This window comes from Roseicyclus amphidinii (genome assembly GCF_030163755.1).
In the GTDB taxonomy this organism is placed as follows: Bacteria; Pseudomonadota; Alphaproteobacteria; order Rhodobacterales; family Rhodobacteraceae; genus Roseicyclus; species Roseicyclus amphidinii.
On record NZ_JASJOE010000009.1, the window covers coordinates 66,569 to 90,323 of the forward strand.

The 23,755-nt window shown below is 69.2% G+C and carries 23 protein-coding genes and 2 tRNA genes; 10 read left to right on the plus strand and 15 right to left on the minus strand.

The features are described from left to right. Positions 1 to 200 precede the first annotated feature (200 nt). The 4 genes from QQK83_RS04985 to doeA form a co-directional block, all read right to left on the minus strand. Positions 201 to 1,313: an extracellular solute-binding protein gene (locus QQK83_RS04985; protein ID WP_284262277.1), complete on the minus strand. Its 1,113-nt coding sequence runs from the start codon at positions 1,311 to 1,313 to the stop codon at positions 201 to 203. 117 nt (positions 1,314 to 1,430) lie between these two features. After that, positions 1,431 to 2,516, minus strand: a complete 1,086-nt coding sequence (locus QQK83_RS04990; protein ID WP_284262279.1) for an ABC transporter ATP-binding protein — start codon at positions 2,514 to 2,516, stop codon at positions 1,431 to 1,433. Between the two features lie 208 nt (positions 2,517 to 2,724). After that, positions 2,725 to 3,759, minus strand: a complete 1,035-nt coding sequence (gene doeB / locus QQK83_RS04995) for a N(2)-acetyl-L-2,4-diaminobutanoate deacetylase DoeB (protein ID WP_284262281.1) — start codon at positions 3,757 to 3,759, stop codon at positions 2,725 to 2,727. Positions 3,760 to 3,764: 5 nt separating this feature from the next. Next, positions 3,765 to 4,973: an ectoine hydrolase DoeA gene (gene doeA, locus QQK83_RS05000; RefSeq protein WP_284262283.1), complete on the minus strand. Its 1,209-nt coding sequence runs from the start codon at positions 4,971 to 4,973 to the stop codon at positions 3,765 to 3,767. A 433-nt stretch (positions 4,974 to 5,406) separates the two neighbouring features. Between doeA and QQK83_RS05005 the strand changes: the two genes are divergently transcribed. Next, complete coding sequence (locus QQK83_RS05005) at positions 5,407 to 5,607, plus strand: hypothetical protein (RefSeq protein WP_284262285.1); 201 nt, start codon at positions 5,407 to 5,409, stop codon at positions 5,605 to 5,607. Between the two features lie 272 nt (positions 5,608 to 5,879). Here QQK83_RS05005 and QQK83_RS05010 read toward each other — a convergent pair. Continuing rightward, positions 5,880 to 5,953: transfer RNA gene (locus tag QQK83_RS05010), tRNA-Cys, on the minus strand. 152 nt (positions 5,954 to 6,105) lie between these two features. Between QQK83_RS05010 and QQK83_RS05015 the strand changes: the two genes are divergently transcribed. From QQK83_RS05015 to QQK83_RS05035, 5 genes are all read left to right on the plus strand, one after another. Continuing rightward, positions 6,106 to 6,759, plus strand: a complete 654-nt coding sequence (locus QQK83_RS05015; RefSeq protein WP_284262287.1) for a protein-L-isoaspartate O-methyltransferase family protein — start codon at positions 6,106 to 6,108, stop codon at positions 6,757 to 6,759. Positions 6,760 to 6,831: 72 nt separating this feature from the next. Then, the gene (locus QQK83_RS05020; RefSeq protein WP_284262289.1) at positions 6,832 to 8,217 is read left to right on the plus strand and encodes a TolC family outer membrane protein; all 1,386 of its coding nucleotides are present in this window, start codon (positions 6,832 to 6,834) and stop codon (positions 8,215 to 8,217) included. A 169-nt stretch (positions 8,218 to 8,386) separates the two neighbouring features. Then, a complete protein-coding gene (locus tag QQK83_RS05025; RefSeq protein WP_284262291.1) occupies positions 8,387 to 9,532 on the plus strand; it encodes a hypothetical protein in 1,146 nt (381 codons plus the stop codon). 54 nt (positions 9,533 to 9,586) lie between these two features. After that, complete coding sequence (locus QQK83_RS05030) at positions 9,587 to 10,450, plus strand: rhomboid family intramembrane serine protease (protein ID WP_284262293.1); 864 nt, start codon at positions 9,587 to 9,589, stop codon at positions 10,448 to 10,450. A gap of 241 nt (positions 10,451 to 10,691) precedes the next feature. Further along, positions 10,692 to 11,009 carry a DUF6280 family protein gene (locus tag QQK83_RS05035; RefSeq protein WP_284262322.1) on the plus strand — a complete coding sequence of 106 codons (318 nt, stop codon included), beginning with the start codon at positions 10,692 to 10,694 and terminating at the stop codon, positions 11,007 to 11,009. Between the two features lie 167 nt (positions 11,010 to 11,176). On the opposite strand, the gene QQK83_RS05040 is transcribed toward QQK83_RS05035, so the two are convergent. Then, positions 11,177 to 11,263: transfer RNA gene (locus QQK83_RS05040), tRNA-Leu, on the minus strand. A 195-nt stretch (positions 11,264 to 11,458) separates the two neighbouring features. Between QQK83_RS05040 and QQK83_RS05045 the strand changes: the two genes are divergently transcribed. Further along, a complete protein-coding gene (locus QQK83_RS05045) occupies positions 11,459 to 12,250 on the plus strand; it encodes a hypothetical protein (RefSeq protein WP_284262295.1) in 792 nt (263 codons plus the stop codon). Here QQK83_RS05045 and QQK83_RS05050 read toward each other — a convergent pair. The 4 genes from QQK83_RS05050 to QQK83_RS05065 all read right to left on the minus strand — a co-directional run bounded on the left by QQK83_RS05050 (position 12,235) and on the right by QQK83_RS05065 (position 15,442). Then, positions 12,235 to 12,774: an adenine phosphoribosyltransferase gene (locus QQK83_RS05050; RefSeq protein ID WP_284262297.1), complete on the minus strand. Its 540-nt coding sequence runs from the start codon at positions 12,772 to 12,774 to the stop codon at positions 12,235 to 12,237. The two genes, QQK83_RS05045 and QQK83_RS05050, sit on opposite strands and share 16 nt — an antisense overlap. Before the next feature lie 32 nt (positions 12,775 to 12,806). Beyond that, positions 12,807 to 13,475, minus strand: a complete 669-nt coding sequence (locus QQK83_RS05055; protein WP_284262299.1) for a DUF2927 domain-containing protein — start codon at positions 13,473 to 13,475, stop codon at positions 12,807 to 12,809. Between the two features lie 92 nt (positions 13,476 to 13,567). After that, positions 13,568 to 14,473 carry an alpha/beta hydrolase family protein gene (locus tag QQK83_RS05060; RefSeq protein ID WP_284262301.1) on the minus strand — a complete coding sequence of 302 codons (906 nt, stop codon included), beginning with the start codon at positions 14,471 to 14,473 and terminating at the stop codon, positions 13,568 to 13,570. A gap of 99 nt (positions 14,474 to 14,572) precedes the next feature. Next, positions 14,573 to 15,442 (minus strand): S-methyl-5'-thioadenosine phosphorylase, encoded by an 870-nt coding sequence (locus QQK83_RS05065; RefSeq protein WP_284262324.1) that lies wholly within the window; start codon positions 15,440 to 15,442, stop codon positions 14,573 to 14,575. Between the two features lie 172 nt (positions 15,443 to 15,614). Here QQK83_RS05065 and QQK83_RS05070 point away from each other — a divergent pair, with 172 nt between their 5' ends. After that, positions 15,615 to 16,145, plus strand: a complete 531-nt coding sequence (locus QQK83_RS05070) for a flavodoxin family protein (RefSeq protein ID WP_284262302.1) — start codon at positions 15,615 to 15,617, stop codon at positions 16,143 to 16,145. 111 nt (positions 16,146 to 16,256) lie between these two features. Here the strand turns inward: QQK83_RS05070 and QQK83_RS05075 are convergent, their stop codons facing one another. After that, the gene (locus QQK83_RS05075; RefSeq protein ID WP_284262304.1) at positions 16,257 to 16,862 is read right to left on the minus strand and encodes a flavin reductase family protein; all 606 of its coding nucleotides are present in this window, start codon (positions 16,860 to 16,862) and stop codon (positions 16,257 to 16,259) included. A 79-nt stretch (positions 16,863 to 16,941) separates the two neighbouring features. On the opposite strand from QQK83_RS05075, the gene QQK83_RS05080 reads away from it, so the two are divergent. After that, the gene (locus tag QQK83_RS05080; protein ID WP_284262306.1) at positions 16,942 to 17,418 is read left to right on the plus strand and encodes a GNAT family N-acetyltransferase; all 477 of its coding nucleotides are present in this window, start codon (positions 16,942 to 16,944) and stop codon (positions 17,416 to 17,418) included. 52 nt (positions 17,419 to 17,470) lie between these two features. Here QQK83_RS05080 and QQK83_RS05085 read toward each other — a convergent pair whose 3' ends face one another. The 4 genes from QQK83_RS05085 to QQK83_RS05100 all read right to left on the minus strand — a co-directional run bounded on the left by QQK83_RS05085 (position 17,471) and on the right by QQK83_RS05100 (position 23,500). Next, complete coding sequence (locus QQK83_RS05085; protein WP_284262307.1) at positions 17,471 to 19,084, minus strand: GMC family oxidoreductase; 1,614 nt, start codon at positions 19,082 to 19,084, stop codon at positions 17,471 to 17,473. A gap of 89 nt (positions 19,085 to 19,173) precedes the next feature. Then, positions 19,174 to 20,445, minus strand: a complete 1,272-nt coding sequence (locus tag QQK83_RS05090) for a SulP family inorganic anion transporter (protein ID WP_284262309.1) — start codon at positions 20,443 to 20,445, stop codon at positions 19,174 to 19,176. Positions 20,446 to 20,543: 98 nt separating this feature from the next. Continuing rightward, positions 20,544 to 22,787 (minus strand): phosphoenolpyruvate--protein phosphotransferase, encoded by a 2,244-nt coding sequence (ptsP, locus tag QQK83_RS05095; RefSeq protein ID WP_284262310.1) that lies wholly within the window; start codon positions 22,785 to 22,787, stop codon positions 20,544 to 20,546. 125 nt (positions 22,788 to 22,912) lie between these two features. Beyond that, positions 22,913 to 23,500 (minus strand): TetR/AcrR family transcriptional regulator, encoded by a 588-nt coding sequence (locus QQK83_RS05100; protein ID WP_284262311.1) that lies wholly within the window; start codon positions 23,498 to 23,500, stop codon positions 22,913 to 22,915. Between the two features lie 75 nt (positions 23,501 to 23,575). Between QQK83_RS05100 and QQK83_RS05105 the strand changes: the two genes are divergently transcribed. Continuing rightward, a partial coding sequence (locus tag QQK83_RS05105) for an NAD(P)H-binding protein (protein WP_284262312.1) occupies positions 23,576 to 23,755 on the plus strand: 180 nt, incomplete at its 3' end.

Below are 23,755 nucleotides of genomic sequence, written 5' to 3' on the forward strand. Positions count from 1 at the left end.
CGACGGCGCGGCGCGGGCTTGGATCCGGGTCGGACGTGTCGCGGCGGGCCATTGGGTGCCCCTTTCGGTCTTCGCTGAACTGCATTGGGTGTCGTCATCCCCTGCGACAGGGCACCGGCGTGTCGCGGTGCGCTGTCGGACGGGATGCGACCCGAGGCGCAGGCAGGCGCGCCTCGGGTCAGGGTCATCCGATCAGTCGATCACCGCGCCAGCCACGCCTGGAAGCGCGCGTCGAGATCGTCGCGGTAATCGGCCCACCATTCGTAGTTGAACAGGATGGTCCGCTCGGAGTTCGCGGGATCGGTCGGCATGTGCGGACCCATGGGGATGCCGAGGTCTGCATGGTTGCCGACAAGCGGCGCCGAGGAGGCGCGCGCCGGACCGTAGGAGATGTAGGCCGCCTGGTCGGCGAGGCGCTGGGTGTCGGTTGCGAAGCTGACGAAGTCCAGAACCCGGTTCAGGCGCTCTTCCGGCAGGCCTTCGGGAATGATCCAGCCGTCAAGGTCGAAGACCTGCGCATCCCAGAGCATCGCGATGGGCTGGTCCTGCTCCTCGATCGCCGAGAACCAGCGGCCGTTGTAGGAGGTGCCGATCACGGCTTCGCCATCGGCCAGCAGCTGCGGCGGCTCGGCGGCGGCGGACCACCAGATCGTGTCTTCCTTGATCGTGTCGAGCATGGCGAAGGCGCGGTCGATGCCTTCCTCGGTCTCCAGCACGTCGTAGAGATCTTCCATGGCGACGCCATCGCACAGAAGCGCCCATTCCATGTTGTTGATCGGACGCCGCTCGAGCGTGCGCGTGCCGGGGAAGTTCTCGGTGTCGAAGATCGCGCAGATGCTCTCGGGGGTGCGGCCTTCCCAGGCCTCGACGCCGGTGCGATAGGCGGCGGTCGTGGAATAGACGATCTGCGGGATGAAGCAGTCCGACACGATCAGGTCGCCGAAGTCATCGCTGGCCGAGGTGCCGTCGGGGGCGGGGGCGAGAATCTCGTCGTGGTCGACCTCCATCGCAAGGCCCTCGTCGCAGAGGCGGATGGCGTCAGCGCCCACCACGTCCACGAGATCCCAGGTGATGTTGCCGGCTTCTTCCATCGCGCGAAGGCGTGCGACGGCCTCGGGCGAGCTTTCGTCCCAGACGATCTCGACGTCGGGGTTCATCGCGGTGTAGGGGTCGGAATAGGCGCGCACCTGGCTGGTCTGATAGGCGCCGCCCCAGCTGACCAGCGTCATGCTGTCGGCCATGTCCTGCGCCATGGCTGCGGGCGCAGCAAGCGCCGTGGCCGTGGTCATGAGCATAAGGTTCTTGAGTTTCACGTTCGTCTCTCCCTTGGGTTCGAACTTCGGTTCTCTCGTTGCGTGTGTCGGTGTGACCGTTCTTGTTGGTCTTGGGCCGCCGCACCCGCCAAGGCGGGCCCGGATGATGGCCAATGCTCAGGCGTCGAGCGCCCGGCAGTCCTGGGGGCGCCAGCCGATCTCGATCTGTTCGCCGGGCTTGAGGCGGCGCTGATCGGGCGCGTTGCGGGTCTTGACGATGAAATCGTCGCGTCCGGCCACGCGCAGGCGGGTGCGGTAGATGTCGCCCATGTAGATGAACTCGGCCACTTCGGCCTTGAGCGTATGGGCATCGGGCGCAAGGCGGTCCTTGTTCATCTCGACACGCTCGGGGCGGATCGACACCAGCGTCCGGTCGCCCACCGCGGACACGTTGACCGGCACGGCGTCGATCACCTCGCCATCGTCGAGCGTGACCTCGCAGATGTCGCCGTCGATCCGCGTGACCCGGCCCGAGAGCGTGTTGTTCTCGCCGATGAACTGCGCCACGAAACTGTTCTGGGGTTCCTCGTAGAGCGTGTCGGGCGCGGCAAGCTGCTGGATGCGGCCATCGTCGAAGACCGCGACCCGGTCCGACATGGTCAGCGCCTCGGTCTGGTCGTGGGTCACGTAGACCACGGTGATGCCGAGCCGGTGGGCCAGGTTCGTGATCTCGAACTGCATCGTCTCGCGCAGCTGCTTGTCGAGCGCGCCCAGCGGTTCGTCCATGAGCACCAGCTCGGGCTCGAAGACCAGCGCGCGCGCCAGCGCGATGCGCTGTTGCTGGCCGCCCGACAGTTGCGCCGGCCTGCGCCCGCCGAAATCGCCCATCTGGACCATGTCGAGCGCGCGAAGCACCTTTTCCTCGCGCTCGGACTTGCCGATCTTGCGGACCTCGAGCGGAAAGGCGAGGTTCTCGGCCACGGTCATGTGCGGGAACAGAGCGTAGTTCTGGAACACCATCCCGATGCCGCGCTTGTGCGGCGGGATGTTGTTGATCGGCTTGCCGTCCAGCGTGATCTCGCCGTGCGTTGCCGTTTCGAACCCGGCCAACATCATCAGGCAGGTGGTCTTGCCCGAACCGGACGGCCCCAGCATCGTGAGGAACTCACCTTTGCCGATGTGAAGGTTCAGGTCCTTCACGACCAGAGTTTCACCATCGTAACTCTTCTGGACGCGGTCGAATGCGACGAACGCATCTTGCATGTGCGAACCCAAATCCCAATCCCTGTCTGCGCGCCCCGATGTGATCCGGGGCGTCGTTTTTAGATCATCGTCATGTCAGAATCAGTAAAACAAGCCTGCGCCACAAACACAACCAATCAGCGAGCCGATGGACGCATTTGTCGGTAACATCCTGACTTGAAACGATTGAATAATCGTCCGGGGTGCTGGCTGGCGCGGCTTTCGGCGCTCAGCTGTCGATTTCGGCGGCGACGACAGCCACGCAGTCGCCGGGCTTCACCAGCCCCGGCACATGCCGCGCGACCAGCCGCCCGGAGCGACCGGCGCGCAGGTCCCGCGGCGGCTGGCCGGTGCGGCCGTGGGGGTAGATCCGGGCGACCGGCTGTCCGGTGTCGACCTGCGCCCCGAGATCCACGAGGAAGCGGATCAGCCCGGCCTCCTCGGAGAAGACGAAGCAGGAGGCATCGGGCATGTCGAGCCAGCGGGTAGGGGCGGGGTCCGCCGTGCCCTTCAGCACGCCCGCGGCGATCAGCAGGTTGCGACAGCCGCGGCGCGCGATCTCGACGGTTTCGGCCCGCGCGGTGCCCGCGCCGCCCAGTTCCGTCGTGACGAAGACCTTGCCCATGTCCTCGGCGGTGGTGTCGAACATCCCCTCGGCGTCGATCTCCAGCATCCGCACCGAGTATGGCGCACCGAAGGCGGCGACCAGCTCGAAGGCGCGGGCTTCCTGCTCGGCGGCTCCGGGTCTGTCGGGCAGGATGTGGGCGGCGCAGAAGGGCAGGAAGTCGAGCGTCTTGCCGCCGGAGTGAAAGTCGAGGACGACATCGGCCATCGGCAGCAGCGTCCGGGTGACGTAATCGGCGATCTTCTCGGTCACGGTCCCGTCGGGGCGGCCCGGAAAGGCGCGGTTGAGATTGCCGCCGTCGATGGGCGAGGTGCGCGTGCCCGCGGCGAAGGCGGGGGCGTTCAGCGTCGGCAGCAGGATGATGCGCCCCGTCACCTCGGCCGGGTCCAGCGCCAGCGCGAGATCATAGAGCGCGATCGGCCCTTCGTATTCGTCGCCGTGGTTGCCGCCGACCAGAAGCGCGGTCGGCCCCGGCCCTCCCGCGATCACGGTGATCGGGATCAGCACCGACCCCCAGGCCGAATCGTCGCGGCTCCAGGGCAGGGTCAGCACGCCGTGCTGCACCCCCTTCGCGTCGAAATCGACCGAGGCCGAGACGGGGGACGGCTTGAGGGGCGGCGGCTCGGCTGGCGACACCATGGTCTTCAGTCCTTGACGAGCAGCTGCCGCGGCACGTTGGCGAGGCATTCCACGCCGGTCTCGGTGATCAGGATCGTTTCCGTGATCTCGAGCCCCATGTCCTCGAGCCAGAGGCCGGTCATGAAATGGAAGGTCATGCCGGGTTCCAGCACCGTGCGGTCGCCGGCGCGCAGGCTCATGGTGCGTTCGCCCCAATCGGGCGGGTAGCTGACCCCGACGGGGTAACCGGTGCGGTTGTCCTTGACGATGCCGTGCCGCGCCAGCACGCCGAAGAAGGCCAGCGCGACGTCCTCGCAGGTGTTGCCGGGGCGCGCGGCCTCGAGCCCGGCCTCCATGCCTTCCAGCGTCGCCGCCTCGGCGTCGCGGAACGCCTGCGTCGGGGTGCCGAGGAAGACGGTTCTCGACAAGGGGCAGTGGTAGCGCCGGTAACAGCCGGCGATTTCGAAGAAGGTGCCTTCGCCCGCGCGCAGGGTTTGGTCGTCCCATGTCAGGTGCGGTGCGCTTGCGTCGCGGCCCGACGGCAGCAGGGGCACGATCGCCGGGTAGTCGCCGCCCGGACCGTTGCCGCCGCGGATGCCGGCGTCGTAGATCTCGGCGACCAGATCGCATTTGCGCATGCCGACCTCGACCGTGTCGAAGATGCGCTGGTGCATCCGCTCCACGATGAAGGCGGCTTGCCGCATGTAGTCGATCTCGGTCGGGGATTTCACCGCCCGCTGCCAGTTCACCAACGCCGTCGCATCGACAAAGCGCGCATTGGGCAGGTTGCGCGTCAGGCTGGCGAAGGCGGCGGCCGAGAAATAGTAGTTGTCCATCTCGACCCCGATCCGCAGGCCGCCCAGGCCCCGGTCGCGCAGCAGCGCCGAGAGGTGGTCCATCGGGTGCCGCTCGGGGTTCTGCACGTAGTGGTCGGGATAGCCGAGGATGTTCGCCTCGGGCAGGTAGCTCGTCAGCCGCGCCCCGGCCGCGTCCTGCAGCCGCCCGAACCACATCGGCGCGCCATGGGGGGGCACGATCACGCATTGGTGGACGTAGAAGGACCAGCCGTCATACCCGGTGAGCCAGTTCATGTTCGACGGATCGGTGACGATCAGAAGCTCGATCCCGCGCAGCTCCATGGCGCGATGCGTCTTGGCGAGACGATCCGCGAATTCCTCGCGGGTAAAGCGCAGGTTCGGGCCCGTGGGGGCCGCGTGGATGGCGGTGTCGAGCATGGGCAGGCCTTCGAGCTGACGGAGCGGGGCGCAAGGCGCGCGCCCCCCGCAAGTCTAGGCGCATCCCCCTGTCCGCCTTGTTCCGGTGCGACCAGACCGGACGTGGCTGCGACATGCGCCGTCCTGCGTGCAGGGGCGGCGGCGATGACATGCGCCCCGGCATGGCAGGGCCGGGTGCATTTGGCGGGCTTTGGGCTGGCCGGCCTTGATCGTCCGCCGTAGTCCCAGTTTTTCTTGTTTGAAATCAGGGGCTTTTCTGAGGGGTTTCGGCTTGGGTTCCAGCCATGGGGCACATCATTGACCAAACGGTCAAATTCATGATCTCACCTAAGCGCGCAAGGCGCTTTGCCGACGCGTCTTGCGCGGTCCGCGGTCCGTCCCGTCGTGGCGAAGCCGCGAGTGGCAACAACCTGCATTCAACGGAGCGGCAGCAATGAAGATCATATTGATGGCGGCCCTTGGGCGGTTGGCCTATTTCGTTTCCATCTTCCTCGTCACCCTGTTCGGCCTCTACGCGTTCCACCTGTCGGTCGCCAGCCCGTTCGCCGAATTGCGCCCCGAAGATGCCGAATGGTGCCGGGAACACACCCGATGCAGGTCCGCAGCATGCTGCCTGGACCTGTTCGGGTTCTGACGGGCGCCCGCGCTCGTCCGGGCTGACTGTTCCGGGGGGTGGGGCGGGCGGGGCGACCGGGATGTGACCCGATGCGTTGCGCCTGATCCTGCCGGTTCGACCGGTCGTGTCCTGAACCGAAAGGATGGGCCGCCTGGAATTCGCGGAATGCGTCGCCCCGGTGGGCCGCCACAGGCTGTCCGCCGCGCCGGTTTCCCTGCATCTGCCGCAAGCGCGGCCGTATTGTTTGAAGCGAGGGCCGCGTCGTCGCCTTGCACAGAGCGGCCGTGTGATGGAGGCGAGTACCGGAATCGAACCGGTGTGGACGGATTTGCAATCCGCTGCGTCACCACTCCGCCAACTCGCCACCGTGGTGTGAGCGCCGAGGTATCGCAACTGTGCCGTCCGCGCAAGGCGGGAAAGGGGGGAAACGTCGCATCCGCGCAACCGCCCGTTGCGCGAGCCTTCGTGGTGTGCGAAGACGGCTCAAGAACAACTAGACGGATTGGTTCAGTTCCCATGGCTGATTTCGCTGCGCGCCGCCGCATCATGGTCGATACACAGATCCGCCCTTCCGATGTGACCAGTTTTCCGATCATCGACGCGATGCTCAACACCCCGCGCGAGGCCTATGTGCCCGACGCCGCGCGCGACCTTGCCTATCTCGGCGGGCCGATCGCGCTGGGGGGCGGGCGGCAGCTGATGGAGCCGCGCAGCATCGGCAAGATGCTCGAGGCGCTGGATGTCACGCCCGGCGAGATGGTGCTGGAGATCGGGCCGGGCCTTGGCTACACGACCGCGCTTCTGGCGCGGATGGCCGAGGCGGTCGTCGCCGTGGAAGAGGACGAGGCGCTGGCCCGCGAGGCCGAGGCGAACCTGTCGGCGCAATCGGTCGACAACGCCGCCGTCCTGACCGGCCCGCTGGCTGACGGCAGCGCGAAGAACGCGCCATATGACGCGATCGTGATCTTCGCCGGTGTCGAAGAGATTCCCGCCGCGCTGACCGACCAGCTGCGAGACGGGGGGCGCATCATGGCAGTTTTCATGAACGGCCCGCTCGGCGAGGTGCGCACCGGTCTGAAGCTGCACGGGGATGTGTCGTGGCGGATGGAGTTCAATGCGACGGCCCCGGTCTTGCCGGGCTTCGCCCGAGCCCCCAGTTTCGAGTTCTGACAGTGACCGGCCCGACGCGTTGGGCCCATGGCCCCTGTGCGGCGGCCGGGTTTGACAAGCGAGGGTGACATGATGACGAGCGGGATCATCCGGACGGGACGCGCCGCGGTTGCGGGACTGGCGCTTGCGGCCTTTGCTGCGGGGGCGGCCGGGGCCGACAGCTTGCGCGACGCCATGGCGGACGCCTATCGCAATTCGCCGGTGCTCGAGCAGAACCGCTATCTGCTCAGGGTCAGGGACGAGGGCGTGAACCAGGCCGTCGCGCAGCTTTTGCCGACCGTCAGCTTCGCGGCCACTGCCAGCCGCGACCTTGTCGCCGACACGACCAGTTCCACCGCGCGCCTCGTGGCCGAGATGACGCTTTATGCCGGCGGCAGCCGGGTCGCCGCCCGGCAGGCCGCCGAGGCCACGGTCGAAGCGGTGCGCCAACAGCTTGTGGCCGCGGAAAGCCAGGTTCTGCTCGATGCGGTCACCGCCTACCTGGAGGTCTGGGAGGCGCAGCAGGTCGTCTCGGTCCGGCAATCGAACGTGCGGGTTCTGACCCAGCAGCTGCGCGCCGCGCAGGACCGGTTCGAGGTGGGCGAGGACACCCGCACCGATGTCGCGCAGGCCGAGGCGCAGCTGGCGCAGGCGCGCTCGTCGCTGGCCGCCGCCGAGGGCACGCTGATGATCGCGCGCGAGTTGTTCAACCTCGCCGTCGGGCGGTATCCGAACGGGCTTTCGGGGCCGGGCGGCCTGCCGCATCTGCCCCGCAGCGAGGAAGAGGCCGACCGCCTCGCCCGGCAGGAGCATCCCGCCATTCGCGCCGCGCAGTTCGAGGTTCGGGCCGCCGAGTTGGCGGTCGAGGAAGCGCGCGGCAACACGCGGCCGAACCTGTCGGTCGACCTGTCCGCTTCCGAGACGTTCCAAAGCCCCATTGCGTCGCAGGAAGGCTTCGGGGCCAGCCTGTCGCTGACCCTGTCGCAGCCGATCTACCAGGGCGGGCGGCTCGGCTCGTTCGAGCGGCAGGCGATGGCGCAGGCCGAGGCGACGCGCGCCAGCCTCAACCGCCAGGTGCAGGTCAACCTGCAGGCCGTGGGCAACGCCTATGCCCGGCTCAGGATCGCCAATGCGCAGATCCAGGCCTCGGACCAGCGCATCCGGGCGGCACAGCTTGCGCTCGATGGCGTGCGCGAGGAAGCATCGCTGGGCGCGCGCACCACGCTCGACGTGCTCGACGCCGAGCAGGATCTGCTCGAAGCGCGCATCAGCCGGATCGAAGCCTCGGCCGATCTTTACGCGGCGTCCTACGCGATCCTGTCGGCCAGCGGCCTTCTGACGGTGGCGCAGCTCGACCTGCCGGTCCCGCGCTACGACGTTGAGGCCTATGGCAATGCCTTCCAGCCCGGCGTGCCGCGGGTGGCTTCGCCGCAGGGCGAACGGCTGGACGGGCTGCTTCGAGCCATCGGTCGGGATTGACGGACGGGCCGCAAGCGCCCGGAATTTAGGGTCAATTCCAGCTATCCGTTGTTTCGGGGCGCGTCTGCCGCTATTCTCGTGGAAAATGCCCCCGCCCGAGGGGTCGCAGGTCACGCCCGGCGGCGTCCGGTCCGTGCGCCTTGAACGGGGTGACGAGGAGTGAGCGGTCATGTCTGACCCGGCAAAATCAGCGGCTGAAATCGAGGACGTTCTGACGTCGATCCGGCGTCTCGTGTCCGATACGTCCCAGCCGGACAGGCGCACCGGGCCGTCTGCCGGCAAGCTGGTGCTCACCCCGGCCCTGCGCGTGGCCGAGCCCGATGACCCATGGGTTCCGGTGCCCCCGGCGGCCGATGCGGCCGACGCGGCCGACGCGCCTCGGGATGCGACGCAGGCCGCACCGGACGAGGGCGATGATCCCGCCTGGGGGCTGGAGGATCGGCTGGCCGATTGGGGCGAGATCGAGGAAAGCGCCCAAGAGGCCGTCGCCGAGGCCATGGCCGAAATCGGCAAGGCCGATGGGCCGGGTGCCGCGGGTCAGGCGTTGCAGGACAACCCGCAGGCAATCGATGATCGGGTGGACGTGGCCGAAGCGACGGATGCCTTCGACCTGTCGGCGCTTGCGCCGTTCGGTGCTGATGCCGCGTCCGATGCGCCCGCGGGCGGGTTCGAACCCGAAACCGGCGATGCCGATTGGCCTGATCCGGGCGCGGACAGCGCGCTGCGCGACCTTGCCGCGGCCCGTTTCGGGGCCGGCGCCCCCGAGGCCGGGGTGGATGCACCCTTGGCTGACAGCCCCGACGGCGACGCGCCGCAGGATGCGGCAGAGGACCGCTTGGCACCGGCCGAGACCGACGACGCAGCTTCAGACGACACCGCTCGAGACGAGGGCGTCGAATTGGATGACCCCGTGATGACCAAGTCCGAACCTGCCCCCGAATCCCCGCCCGAGTCCCCGCCCGAGGCGGACAAAGCGCAGGATGCGGGCACGGAACCCGCGGCATTCACGCCGATCTTTTCTCGCCGACCGGACGGCGGCGGTGGGGGCCGCGATGCCGACCCCTCGGCCAAGGCAACGGATGCGGCAGAGGCCGAGGACGACGACGATGTCGAAGACCTCGGAGAGGCGCTTTCGCCCTTCAGCTTCCCCGACGCCGAGGATGGCATCCTCGACGAGGAAACGCTGCGCGAGATCGTCGCCGAGGTGGTGCGGCAAGAACTGCAGGGCGCGCTGGGGCAGCGCATCACCCGCAACGTGCGCAAGATGGTGCGGCGCGAGATCCGCCTGGCGCTGGCCGCCGACGACCTCGAGTGACCGGGGCGCGCGCCTGTCCCTTGACCGCCGCGGCCGGCGACCGATCTTGATGTCATGTTCCCGATCCGCGATCACAACCCTTCGAACCGCACGCCCTTCGTCACCTGGGGGCTGATCATCCTCAACGTGGCCATCTTCTTCGGCTACTATCCAGAGCGGGCGGGGTCCGAGGTGCTGTTGTCGGCCTTCTTCGCCGATTGGGCGCTTGTCCCGGCCGAGGTTCTGGCCGGGCAGGACATGCACACCATGCTGACCTCCATGTTCCTGCACGGCGGGTGGATGCACCTGATCGGCAACATGCTGTTCCTGTGGATCTTCGGCGACAACATGGAAGACCTGCTGGGGCATCTGGGTTTTCTGGCCTTCTACCTCGTCTCGGGGCTGGGCGCGGCGGCGGGGCAGATCCTGGCCGATACCGGTTCGACCATCCCGATGGTCGGTGCGTCGGGGGCCATCGCGGGGGTGATGGGGGGCTACCTGCTGTTCTTTCCGCGGGCGCGGATCGACGTGCTGGTGATCATCTTCATTCTGATCAAGATCTTCACCATCCCGGCATGGCTGATGCTGGGGCTGTGGTTCGGGCTGCAGCTTGTGAACGGGCTGTCGATGGACGTGGCGGGCGGTGGCGTCGCCTATTGGGCGCACGCGGGCGGTTTCGTGGCGGGGGCGGTTCTGGTGCTGCCCGCCTGGCTGCGCCGCGGCGGTCCCGCCTTCTGGAGCAGGTGGCACGGCCGCCCCCCGCATGACGAGGTGTCCTACGTGGTGGAGCGTCGGCGCACGAGCCCCATCCCCCGCGTGCGCCGTGTCACCACCAACGAAACCGGCGGTCATGTCGCCCGCGGCGACCTGTCCCGCATCCCGCGCAGCGGCACCCGCCGCGGTGGCGGCGGTTCACCGTGGCGCGGAGGGCGCGGGTAGGTCGCGGGCCGACCCGACAGCGCAGAGATGCGGCAGTTTTGTGGCGGAACCTTGATGGCTGCGTGACCGTTCCTATATATCGCGTTGACGACTTACCCAGCCTACCGGACCCTGTGCGTTTTTGATGAATGCTATGCGTGTGGTGAATACCACATATGCAGAATTCGCATCACAGAATCGCCGTGAATTCGGGCACAAGCAACGTCACGCCGACATGCAAGAGCAAAAAAAGGACGACGAAATGCGAGATTTCGTTGATGGCACGGCCTTCAACTTCGAACAGGGTCAACGGGCGCGCAAGCTGTTTGCCGCCGTGGTCCTCGCTGCGCTTGATGATGCCATTGCCGACGACAAGAAATACGGCAACGGGCCGGATCAGATCGCCCGCTGGGCACGCTCGCGCGATGGGCGCGAAGTGCTGTCCTGCGCCGGGATCGATCCCAACGAGCGTGTTGTGCAGGGCCTGATGGCCTTCGTCGCGCAGGGTGTGCGCACCTCGGTCGCCCTCAGCCGCGAAGAGAGCGAACGCCGCCACCAGGCCGAGGCGGAAGCCGCCTGACCGGCCGCGACAGCGGCCCGGCCATGAGAGACGCGCCCCACCGAGGGCGCGTTTTTCGTTTCGGGGGGGGGCGGTGGTGCGCTGCCCCGGCCCGGCCTCAAGCAGCGCGAAGCGCGGTAGGCGCACCCGGCCTCAAGTAGCCCAAAGGGCGGTAGGCCAAGAAACAGTGGTGCGGGCGGTGGGACTCGAACCCACACGGCACGAAGGCCCACGGATTTTAAGTCCGATATGTCTACCAATTCCATCACGCCCGCATCGTGGCGCATGGCTAACCGGTTGCGGCTGGCTTGGCAATCGACCGGACCCCGGATCGGGCCGGCCCGATCCCGGCGGAGACGCGCGACCCGTTGGAGCTGCGCGGCGTCTTGCGACAGATCAAGGCAAGACGCCGCGGGTTCTGTGCATCATGGCCCCGGTCGACCGACCCCGAGGATGCCGAGGAGAGGGTCATGTTCCTGCGAAACCGGGATACGGTTACCGTATCTCCCCCCACCTTCGACCGGTCCGCCTTTGCGCTGACCGATGCCGCGCTGCCCGCGCCCCATGCGCCCTACGACCGGGACTGGCTGATGGCGCGGTTTGCCGAGGGGCTTCAGATCCGAATGCTGAAACCGCCCCACGAGGGGTTCGTGATGTTCCAGCCGGGCCGGTTGGCCTGGCGGCCGCTGGACGGGGCCGAGCGGGCGGTGGTGATCCACGACCTGCGCGCCGGGCCGGGTGCGCTGGCGCGCGAGAACGCGGCGCGGCTCTGGGCGGTGGCGGGCGATTTCGCGCGGTATTACGGCTATGCCGCGGTCCTTGCGCTGATGGGCGAGGGGGCCGGGCTGGTCTCGCCCGCGGTCGCGCCGGGGCGAGGGTGGTTGTGTTTCGACAGGGGCCCATGCGGTGCGCGCGTGGTGGGGCAGGTGTTGCAGGGGCCCCTTGCTCTGCCCGGCTTGCCGCGGGATTGGGCGCAGCGGGCCGCAGGGCTGGGTCCCGGCCTTGTCATCCAGACCACCGGCGAAAGCGGCCACCTCGAGCAGCTCGCCCGCGACAGGGTCGCGGCCCTTGCGGCGCGCGGCGTTGCGGTGCGGCACGACCGGCTGACCGATCCCGAAAGTCTGCGCGCCCGCGCGCTCGGTCCCGGCGCGGTCTACACGGTCGCCTGTGGCGGGCGGGTCATCGGCGGGGCCGAGCTTGGCCCCGATGACATGCTGCGCGCGGTGGCAGGGGGTGCTGCCCCCGCTCAAAGCCCCTCGTAGCTGCAGATCGCGTGAACGGGCACGCCCATCGCCGCCAGCTTGGCGCGCCCGCCGAGGTCGGGCAGGTCGACCACGAAGGCGCAGCCCACCACCTCGCCGCCCAGCCGCTCGATCAGCTTGATGCCGGCCTCGGCGGTGCCGCCGGTCGCCAGCAGGTCATCGACGATCAGCACCTTCTGCCCGGCCTCGACCGCGTCGTCGTGGATCTCGACCACGGCCTCGCCGTATTCCAGCTGGTAAGCCTGTTCGATGGTCTTCGCGGGCAGCTTGCCCTTCTTGCGCACCGGCACGAAGCCCTTGGAGAGCTGGTGCGCCACTGCGCCGCCAAGGATGAAGCCGCGCGCCTCTAGCCCCGCGACAAGGTCGATCTGCTCGCCCACGAAGGGCGACAGCAGCTGATCGACGGCCAGGCGAAAGCCGCGCGCGTCCTGGAACAGGGTCGTCACGTCGCGGAACAGGATCCCCTCATGCGGGAAATCCGGGATGGTGCGGATATAGTCCTGCACGGACTTGTGGCTGGGCATGGCGGTGGTGGTCCTTTCGGGGCGTAGGTCGTTCAGCGGCGGGGATAATGGCGGCGGAGGGCGGCGGCGTCCTGCCCGCGCAGCCAGACGGTTGAGTTGCCCGTTTCCGAAAAGATCGAACGGGCGTAGGCGGGCGAGGCGATGTCGGTCGGCAGACCCATGGCCTGCACCAGTTCCTCGAGCACGACCGAGGCGATCTCGCGGCGGCGGATGTCCTGGCTGATGGCGATGGCCGCGGCGGTGATATCGCCGCCGCGCGAGCGCAGCGCGACGCGGGCTATGGCGATCTCGGCCCCGTCCAGTTCGGCCACCGAGGTGCCGTCGATCCGTCCGCCTTGCGGCGTGGCCACGAGGTAGACCGGGACGTCGAGCGCGCCCTCGTAGGCGCGGCTCAGGAACAGCGCGGCCCCGCTGGCGTTGATCTCGGCGATGGCGTCGTCCAGCGCGCGGTCCACGAGGTCGAGCTTGTAGCCCGGGAAACTCGCCGCGATATCCGCTATGCCGACGCGCAGGCGCAGGCGGCGCTCCTCGGGCCAGCGGATGACGGGTTTGGCGCAGTCGCCGCCGGGCGGCGCGGCGCAGGAGACGATGCGGTAGAACTCCGCGTCCGAGACGAGATCGGGCACCTCGATGAACTCCTGCGCGCCCAGTCGTGGCGCGAGGAGCAGGAGACCGAAGCAGAGACAGGTCAGGAGCCGCATGGCCCCAACTGAAGCCAAGCGCCGCCGGGGTGCAAGCGGGCGGCGCGTCGCGCGGTGGTGCCTGTTGCGCGAAGACCGCGGGGCACGCGTGCTCAGGGCGAAAGGTGGCGCGCGAGAAAGGCAAGCACGGCCGCGCGCATGGCGGGCGTTTCCCGGTGGCCCGTGTCGGGGTCCACATGCAGCGCCAGTCGGTCGGGCGTGTCCGCGTAGGCCGCGCGCAGGCGCGCAAGCGCTGGGTCGCGCGCGGTCTCGGGTGTCAGCGGGTCGGCGGCCCCGATGCACACCAGCTGCGGCCGCGGCGCGACAAGGGCCGCGACATCGCCCGTGTCGCCCTCGGCCAACAGGCCCGGAACCGTCATGTAGGGGCCATGCAGGTCATGCGCGCCGGACGCGATCAGCGGCGCGAGATCGGCGAAGACGCATAGATGCGCGCAGGCGGCCACCCGTGGCTCCAGCGCGGCCAGCCAATAGGCATGGGTGCCGCCCATCGACAGGCCCAGCGCGGCGATGCGGCGCGCGTCGATCTCGGGGCGGGCGGCGAGCCAGTCGAACGCGGCGGACAACTCGGCCAGCATCTGCCCCATGAGCGTGCGCCCCTGCCAGTGCAGGGCCTTGGCGAGCGCGGCCTCCGGCCCCTCGGCCTGCCGCCCGCCGAAGGGGGCGAGGTCGATGCACAGGCTTGCGATGCCGCGCTCGGCCAGCGCGGGGCCGTAGGGTGACACGAGGGCAGGGCGGCCGAGGATCAGCTCCTCCGCGCCGCAGTCAAAGCGGTTGCCATGGGCGTGGCAGTAGAGCACGGCGGGGAAGGGGCCGGGGCCCTCGGGGCAAAGGTAAAGGCCCGGCACCTCTGCCGCGCCGATGCGCAGCAACAGCCGGGTGAGGGCGTTCGGCCCCTGCGCTTCGGTCGTGCCCGTGATGGTCCCCGCGGTCCGGGTCGGGCCGCCCGGCAAGCCCAGCAGGTGCCACAAACGCCCGCGGGTCAGCGGCCCCTCAGTCATGGCGCGCAAGCCGGGTGAACCCCGCCGGTCCGGTGGCGACACCCTGCGCTGCAGCCGTGCCCCGGGGCGGTGCGGCCAACGCGTCCCGCTGCGCCGCGGTCACAACACCCGGCCCGCCACCGCGCCCAGTTTCTCCACCATTGCCGGGTCGCGCGCCTCGGGCGCGGTCAGGACCGCGAAGTCCAGCGCGCGGTCGCAGCCATGGGGGCAGGGCGCGCGCTCGGGCCCCAGCAGCTCGGGCAGGCGGGCGACCAGCGCGCGCGCCTTGTCGGCGTTGCCGGTCAGGGTGGCGATGATGTCGGAAATGTCGACGCTGCCATGCTCGGGATGCCAGCTGTCGTAATCGGTGATCATGGCGACGGAGGCATAGCACAGCTCGGCCTCGCGGGCGAGTTTCGCCTCGGGCATGTTGGTCATGCCGATCACGTCGCAGCCCCAGACCTCGCGGTAGAGCCTGGATTCCGCGAGGCTCGAGAACTGCGGCCCCTCCATCGCAAGATAGGTGCCGCCCTCGTGCACGGTGACGCCCGCGTCGCGCGCCGCCTCGGCGCAGGCCGCGCCAAGGCGCGGGCAGGTGGGATGCGCGACCGAGACATGGGCGACGAGGCCGGGGCCGAAGAACGACTTTTCGCGCGCGAAGGTGCGGTCGATGAACTGGTCGACGATGACGAAATCACCCGGCGCCATCTCTTCGCGGAACGAGCCGCAGGCCGAGACGCTGATCACGTCGGTCACGCCCAGACGCTTGAGCGCGTCGATATTGGCACGATAGGGCACGGAGCTGGGCGAATGGACATGCCCGCGCCCGTGGCGCGGAAGGAAGGCCATCTCGACCCCGCCGAGCCGCCCGGTCAGGATCGCGTCCGAGGGCGCGCCGAAGGGGCTGTCGACCTCGACCCATTCGGCCCCGTCCAGCCCGTCGATCTGGTAGACGCCCGAGCCGCCGATCACGCCGATCCTGGTTTCCATCGCCATCGCCATCGCCTCCGTTGCTGACCGCATCGCGGGGAAGAAGAACCATCCCGCGGCACACGGCGCAAGTCCGGGCTTGGTTTCTGGTGTAAACTTGCCTATATGAAAAAGTATGTCATGAAAACATGACAGCGCCGGACCGGGGCGCCGCATGACGGAGGGAGCACGCATGCAAACGGTCATCGTCGTCTATTCCCGCTCGGGCCGCAGCCTGCGCATCGCCGAGCGGATCGCCGCGCGCAGCCGCGCGCGTGTCTGCCGCATCGAGTGCCCGCGCTACGACGGCCTGTCGGGGTATCTGCGCGGCTGGCGCGACGCGTGGCGCGGCGACCTTCCCGAGATCACGCTTGCGCCCGAGATTGGCGCGGCGGACCTGCTGATCCTTGGCGGTCCGGTCTGGGCCGGGCGTTTCGCGCCGCCCGTGCGGCGGCTGATGCGCGAGGCCGAACGCCTGCCGCCCGTGGTGGGGGTGTTCGTGACACGCGACCGGATCGGGTCGACCCTGCCGCTGGAGGCCGATCTGGAGGCGCTGGCAGCGGTCGGACCGACGCCGGGCGAGGATCTGCCTCTCCTGACGCTGGCGCGCCATCGACCGTCCGGGTTGCCCATCGAGCGGGCGGTCGAGAGGTTCCTCGCGCGGCTTGCGCCGCTCATGTCCCGACGCAAGGCCCCCGCGATCCTGCCAGTGCGGATGGCCTGAGGGACACGGGGGTCTTCAATGGCCGCGCCTGCGCGGCGCGGTTGCGAATTTTCGTACGAAAATTCGGGGTTCGCGGCGATTTTTCGTTCGAAAAATCGGTGGCGGCCCCCGTTACTCGCCGGGGCGCTTGAGGCTGAACTTCTCGCGGATCACCGCGTAGTCGCGGTAGCCCATCCGCGTCAGCGGGTTGAAGGCCAGCACGTCGAAGATTCCGTCCACCACGCAATCGTCGCGCATGTGGACGCCCGTGACTTCGCCGAAGACGGCGAAATTCGCCTCGCCCTCCAGCTTGACGATCTGCGTCACGCGGCACTCGAGACTGGCGGGCGCACCCGCGACGCGCGAGCAGGCGATCGTCGCGCACTCCGCCCGCTCGATCCCCGCCAGCGCGAACTCGTCGGTTTCCTTCGGCCACGGCCCGGAGGTCTGGTTCATCACGTCCTTCATCGCGTATTCGACGACATTCACGCAAAAGACCCCGGTCTCGCGGATATTTGCGACGCTGTCCTTGGTGTCGCCCCGGTCTTCCTTGGCCGAGGTCGAGGCGAACATCACCTGCGGCGGCACGTAGGCGACCGCGTTGAAGAAGGAATAGGGAGCGATGTTTTCCGACCCGTCCGCGCCGCGGGTGGAGATCCAGCCGATTGGGCGCGGCGTGACGATGGCGTTGAACGGGTTGTGGGGCAGGCCGTGGCCATCCTCGGGGCGGTAGAACATCGGGCACCTCCTCGTGTTTGTGCGAGGCTTATCGGCGTGCTACGCCCGAGGCCAGAGGGCAAGGGCAGAAACCGCACACATGTATCGGCTGGATCGGGAAACATCCCAAGACCGCTGGGAGGTCGAGGCGCTCTACGACCTGTGCTTTGCGCCGGGGCGGACGGCACTGTCGTCCTATCGCCTGCGCGAGGGGGTGCCGCCGGTGGCGAACCTGTGTCTCGTCGCACGCGATCCCGACGGCATCATTGCCGGTGCGATCCGGTTCTGGCCGGTGCGCGTCGGACGGGCGGAGGCGCTGTTGCTCGGCCCGGTCGCCGTCCACCCGACCCGGCAGGGCGAGGGGCTGGGCGGCATGCTCATGCGCGAGGGGCTGGCGCGGGCCGCCGCCGACCGCTGGCCGCGTGTGCTGCTGGTGGGCGACGCGCCCTATTACGGGCGCTTCGGCTTCACCCGGCTCGACGGGGTCGAGATGCCACCGCCGACGAACCCCGACCGGGTGCTGGGCTGGGGCAACTGGGAAGGGGTGACCGGCCGCGTCACGCCCTGGGCGCATTAGATCTCGCACGTTCGAACAGCGCGAACCGGTTCCCGCTGCTGCGCAACCTGCGTCAGGCGCGCAGCCGCGTGCGGATCATCTCGGCGGCCTTCTCGGCGATCATCGTCACCGGCGCATGGGTGTTGCCGCTGGTGATCGCGGGCATGACCGAGGCATCCGCCACCGACAGCCCGCCGATGCCGTTGACGGTCAGCGCGGGGCTGACGACCGCGCCCGCGTCGGTGCCCATCCGCGCGGTCGAGACCGGGTGGAAGATCGTGGTCGAGATGTCGCCCGCGGCTTGCAGAAGCGCCTCTTCGCCGTCGACCTGCGGGCCGGGCTTGATCTCGGTGGGCGTGAATTCCGCCATCCGCCGCGTCGCCATCAGCGCGCGGGCGTGGCGGATCGAGGCCACCGCGACACGCTGGTCGGCGGGGGCCGACAGGTAGTTGGGCCGGATCGAGGGCGCGGCGCGCGGGTCTGGCCCAGTGACATGGACCGAGCCGCGGCTTTCGGGGCGCAGGTTGCAGACCGAGACGGTCAGCGCCGGGAAGCGGTGGAGCGGCTGGCCGAAGGCGTCCAGCGACAGGGGTTGCACGTGGTATTCGATATTGGGCGTCTCGTGCTCTGGCGAAGACCGGGTGAAGATGCCGAATTGCGACGGCGCCATGGCCAGCGGGCCCGAACGTTTCAGCGCGTAATCGAGGCCGATCTTCAGCTTGCCGAGCGGGCTTGCGTAGTAATCGTTCAGCGTCTGCGCGCCCGTGATGCGAAAGATCGTGCGGATCTGCAGGTGATCGGCGAGGTTCTCGCCCACGCCGGGCGTGTCCTGCACCACGTCGATGCCATGCGAGTGCAGCAGCGCGCCTTGACCGATGCCGGACAGTTCCAGGATTTTCGGCGTTCCGATGGCACCTGCCGACAGCACCACCTCGCCCGCGGCACGCGCATGATGGGCCGCGCCGTCCTGCAGGAAGACCACGCCGGTTGCGCGGCGGCCGTCCATCGACAGGCGCAGCACCTCTGCCCCCGTCACGATCCTCAGGTTGGGCCGCTTGCGCGCCGGGTCGAGGAACGCCTTGCGCGCGTTCCAGCGCCATCCGCCCCGCTGGTTGACCTCGAAATAGCCCGCGCCCTCGTTGTCGCCGCGGTTGAAGTCGTCGGTCCGCGGGATGCCCAGCTCTTCGGCGGCCTCGGCCACGGCGTCGAGGATCGGCCAGCTCAGGCGCTGGCGTTCGACGCGCAGCTCGCCCTCGCCGCCATGGGCGTCATCCGCGCCGCCGTGATAGCCCTCGGAGCGCCGGAAATAGGGCAGCACATCCTCCCAACCCCAACCGATGTTGCCCAGCTGCCGCCACAGGTCATAGTCGCGCGCCTGCCCACGCATGTAGATCATGCCGTTGATCGAGGAACAGCCGCCCAGCACCTTTCCCCTCGGGTAGTTCAGCGCGCGCCCGTTCAGGCCCGGCTCGGCCTCGGTCTTGAGGCACCAGTCGAGCGAGGGGTCGCCCATCGCGTAGAGGTAGCCTACCGGCACATGCACCCAGAGGCGGTTGTCGCTGCCGCCTGCCTCGAGCAGCAGGACCTTAACCGACGGATCGGCAGAGAGGCGATTGGCCAGCACGCAGCCTGCCGAGCCCGCGCCCACGATCACCACGTCCCAGTCTCCGAAATCCCGAAGCTCCATCGCGCCCTCCCTGCTGCTCCCGCCTTGGGTCTAGCCGCGCGCCTTGGCCCGCGTCCAGCCCGCAGGGTGGGCAATCCGCCCACCGCGCGCTAGCGGTCGGGCGGTGTCCAGTCGGCGGGCGGCACCTCGCGCCGCCTGAGCCGCAGCGCAAGGCCGAGCGCCACGCCCACGCCGATGGCGACCGTGAGGTCCGTAAACACGGTCAGCACCAGCGTCAGCGCCAGCAGCACCCGGTCCGACACCCGCCCCGTCGTGGCGTAGCGGTGCCAGTGCTGGGGTTCCGACATGTTCCACGCGGTCACCAGCAACAGCCCCGCAAGCGCGGGCATGGCGAGGTATCCCGCCAGCGGTGCCGCCGCCCACATCACGATCAGGATCGTGAGCGCGTGGAAGATGCCCGCCAGCGGCGTGCGCCCGCCCGCGCGGACATTTGTCGCGGTGCGCGCGATGGCCCCCGTGGCGGGCAACCCGCCCATCAGGGCCGAGCCGATATTGGCCACGCCCTGCGCGAGGATTTCGGCGCTGGGCCGGTGGCGGCCCGCGACCATGCGGTCGGCGACCATCGCAGACAAAAGCGACTCGACCCCTGCGAGAAAGGCGATGATGAGGGCCGAGGGCAGCAGTTCGACCAGCCGCGCGGCGCTCATCTCGGGGATCACGGGGCGGGGCAGGGTGGCCGGCAAAGCGCCGAAGCGCGCGCCCAGCGTGTCGACCGGCAGGCCGAACAGCGCCACCACTGCCGAGGCCCCCGCCACGGCAAAGATCAGCCCCGGAAAGCGCGGAAAGGCGCGGCGCAGGGCTACGATGGCGAGGATCGTCGCCGCCCCGGTGGCAAGGCTTGCCGGGTTCAGCGTGCCGCGCGCGTCCCAGATCGCGGGCAGACGCTCCAGCGCCTCGGCTCCGGTGCCTTCGGGCAGCGCGATGCCGATGGCGTCGGGCAGCTGGCTGAGGGCGATGATCGCGGCGATGCCGATGGTGAAGCCGTTGATCACCGGTTCCGGCACCAGCCGGATCAGGCTGCCCGCGCGCAAAAGCCCCGCGATGACAAGGATCACGCCCGCCATGAGCGTCGACAGCACGAGCCCGTCGAATCCATGTTCGGCGATGACCCCATGCACCACGACGATGAAGGCCCCCGTCGGCCCGCCGATCTGCACCCGGCTGCCGCCGAGCGCCGAGATCAGGACCCCCGCCACGATGGCGGTGACAAGGCCCGTGGCGGGCGGCGCGCCCGAGGCGATGGCGATGGCGAGGCTGAGGGGCAGGGCCACCATCGCCACGGTGATGCCCGCGACAAGATCGGCCAGCACGCTGCGGGGTGTGCTTTGGGGAAGGGTGGTCAGAAGCTTGGGCGTGAGCATGCGGATCGCCGTCGGGGCGCGCTGCCGGGGCCTGCCCCCCGCATCCGTTGGCCACGCCGATCCTTGCGCCGACGCAGGTCGACACGCAAGGGGTGCGCCTATCCCTGCCGCTTCAGCCAGTCCATCATGGCGGGGCGGACCGATTGCGCGCCGCTGGCGCGGGCCTCGTTGATCACGGCGCGCGCCTCGCGCAGGTCCACGCGCCGCAGGAGCGACTTGACCGGCCCGATGGAGGCCGGGCGCATCGACAGGCTGCGCAGCCCCATGGCGGCGAAACAGACGGCTTCGAGCGGGCGGCCCGCATCCTCGCCGCAGAAACTCAGCGGTGTGTCGGTGTCGCCGCAGCGATGCACGATCTGTTCGAGGAAGGTCAGGAAACTGACGTTCAGCGTGTCGTAGCGGCGGCGCACGCGCTCGTTCTCGCGGTCGGCGGCGAAGAAGAACTGTTTCAGGTCATTGCCGCCGATCGAGATGAAATCGCAGGCCTCGAAGAACTGTCGCGGGGCGAAGGCGAGGCTGGGGGTCTCCAGCATCGCGCCGACCTGCAGCGTCTCGGGCAGCGTATGGCCGAGCGATGCTTCGCGGTCCAGTTCGCGCATCAGGTGGTCGCGGGCCTGGGTGAATTCCTCGAACTGGGCGATGAAGGGGAACATGACCGTCAGCGGCCGACCGTTCGCCGCGCGGATCAGCGCCTGCAGCTGCATCCGCATGACGCCCGGCTTGTCGAGGCCCACCCGGATCGCGCGCCAGCCGAGCGCGGGGTTCGGTTCGTCCTGCGGCTTCATGTAGGGCAGGACCTTGTCCGAGCCGATGTCGAGCGTGCGGAAGACGACGCGCTTGTCGCCCGCGGCATCCATGACGCGGGAATAGAGCGCCGCCAACTCACCGCGGCGCGGCACCTTGTTGCGGGTCAGGAACTGCAACTCGGTGCGGAACAGGCCCACGCCCTCGGCCCCCGAGGAGGGCAGCGAGGGCAGATCGGCCATGAGCCCCGCGTTCATCTGCAGCGACACGACCGTGCCGCAGAGGCTGACGGCGGGCTTGTCGCGGATCGAGGCGTAACGCTCCTGCGCCTCGGCCTGCATGGCAAGCTTGTCGCGGAAGGCCGAGGCGACGTTTTCCTCGGGGCGCAGGTGGACGATGCCCTGGTCGCCGTCTACCAGGATCAGGTCGCCGTTCAGCGCCTCGGTCGTGATGGGCCGGGCATGGATCACCAGCGGGATCGCCAGCGCGCGCGCAACGATCGCGGCATGGGAGCCGACCGAGCCGTCTTCCAGCACCACCCCCTTCAGCCGCCGCCCGTAGTCGAGCAGTTCCGCCGGTCCGATGTTGCGTGCCACCAGCACCGGGTCGGCGGGCAATTCCGCGCCCGTGTCGCGGCCCTGGCCCGTCAGCCGCCGCAGCAGCCGGTTCGACAGGTCGTCGAGGTCGTGCAGCCGCTCGCGCAGATAGGCGTCGGCCACCGTCTCCATCCGGGCGCGCGCGGTGGATTGTTCCTTTTCCACCGCCGCCTCTGCGGACAGGCCGCGGCCGATGTCCTCTTCCATGCGGCGCATCCAGCCGCGGGAATGGGCGAACATGCGGTAGGCTTCCAGCACCTCGCGCTGTTCGCCGTCCGCGACGGGCGCGCGCGTCAGCATGTCGTCGATGTCGAGGCGGAGCCTTTCGACCGCGCCGTGCAGGCGGGCAAGCTCGGCCTCGGGGTCTTCGGCGACGGGGTTGGTCACCACCACGCGCGGCTCGTGCAGCCAGACATGGCCCATCGCCGCGCCTTCCTGCGCGCAGGCGCCGCGGATCATCACCTGTTGCTTGTGCCGCTCGGCCAGCGCCGCGCCCTCGCCGATGAAGGCGCCCAGTTCGGTCATCTCGGCGATGACCATGGCGACCACTTCCAGCGCGTAGACCTCGTCGTCGGAGTATTCGCGGGCGTCCTTGGACTGCACGACCAGCACGCCCAACCGCTCGCCCAGCCGTTGCACCGGCACGCCAAGGAAGCTGGAATAGCGTTCCTCGCCCGTCTCGGGCATGTAGCGGAACCCCCGCTCGGCGGGGGCGTTGGCGGTGTTGATGGGCCGCGCCGAGCGCGCGACGCGGCCCACCAGCCCCTCGCCGATGCGCATCCGGGTGACGTGAACCGCCTCGGGGGCAAGGCCCTGGGTGGCGCACAGCTCCAGCGTGTCGGCGTCGCGCAGCAGGTAGATGGAACAGACCTCGGTCCCCATGGAATCCGCGATCAGGTGGGTGATCCGGTCGAGCCGCTCCTGCCCGGCGCTGGCGTCGGCCATGACCGCCTGCAGGCGGCTGAGCAGTTTCCTGCTCTCGGTCTCGGTGCCCTGGGCCATATGCTGCGCCAAATCCCTCGTCCGCGGGCGCATGTCGTGTGCGCCCGTCGTTTCCCGTCAACCGATAGCGCGCCGCCGGGGGGGCGCGCAACGGCCTTGGCGTGCGACCATGCGGCTGCTCAGGTCTATGCCGAAAGAAGCGCCGCGCGTGCCTGCCGCGTGATCTCGGCGAGATAGGCCGCCTCGCTCCAGCCGCAGTCCCGCGTCAGTTGTTCCCAGACCCGCACCGACAGCAGCGTCCACAGAAGGTCCGTCGCCCGGTCCTCGGACAGGTCGTCGCGCAGCCGCCCGTCACGGGCGAGGGCCGCCACGGCCGCCGCACAGCCATGGCGCACCGCCGCCATGCGATCGGCCCAGGCCGCGCGCGCCTCGGGGTCGGTGTCCTGCATCGCCATCAGGGCGCGGCCCACCGGGTAGATCACCGGGATATGCGCCGCCCATGCGCGGATGAAGGCCGAAAGCCGCGCCTCGCCCGTGGCGGCGGCGCGGCTTTCGGCGAGGCTTGCGTCGATATCCACCTGCGCGTCGAGGTGCTTGGTCGCCGCGATCAGCAACTCGGCCCGCGTCGGGAAGTGCAGGTAAAGCGCCTGCCGCGAGATGCCGGCCGCCTTGGCGATATCCGACACGCGGGTCTTCTCGGGGCTGGCCGAGGCCAGCTGGTCGAGGGTGGCCTGAAGGATGCGGGCGCGGGTCTGCTCGGTTTTTCTTGACATGATGTAAAGTAACGCCTAGGTGGCGGTCCGTCAACTTGACACAGTGTCAAATTATCGGATCGAAAGGACCACAACATGAACGTCATCGTCTTCGGAGCCACCGGAACCGTCGGCCGCCTTGCCGTCGAGCACCTGCTTGCCGCGGGCCATTCCGTCACCGCCTTCGCCCGCCACCCCGAGCGGCTGGCGACCGACCATCCCGCGCTCGCCCGCGTTGCGGGCGACGCCCTGCGCGCGGCCGATGTCGCCGCGGCC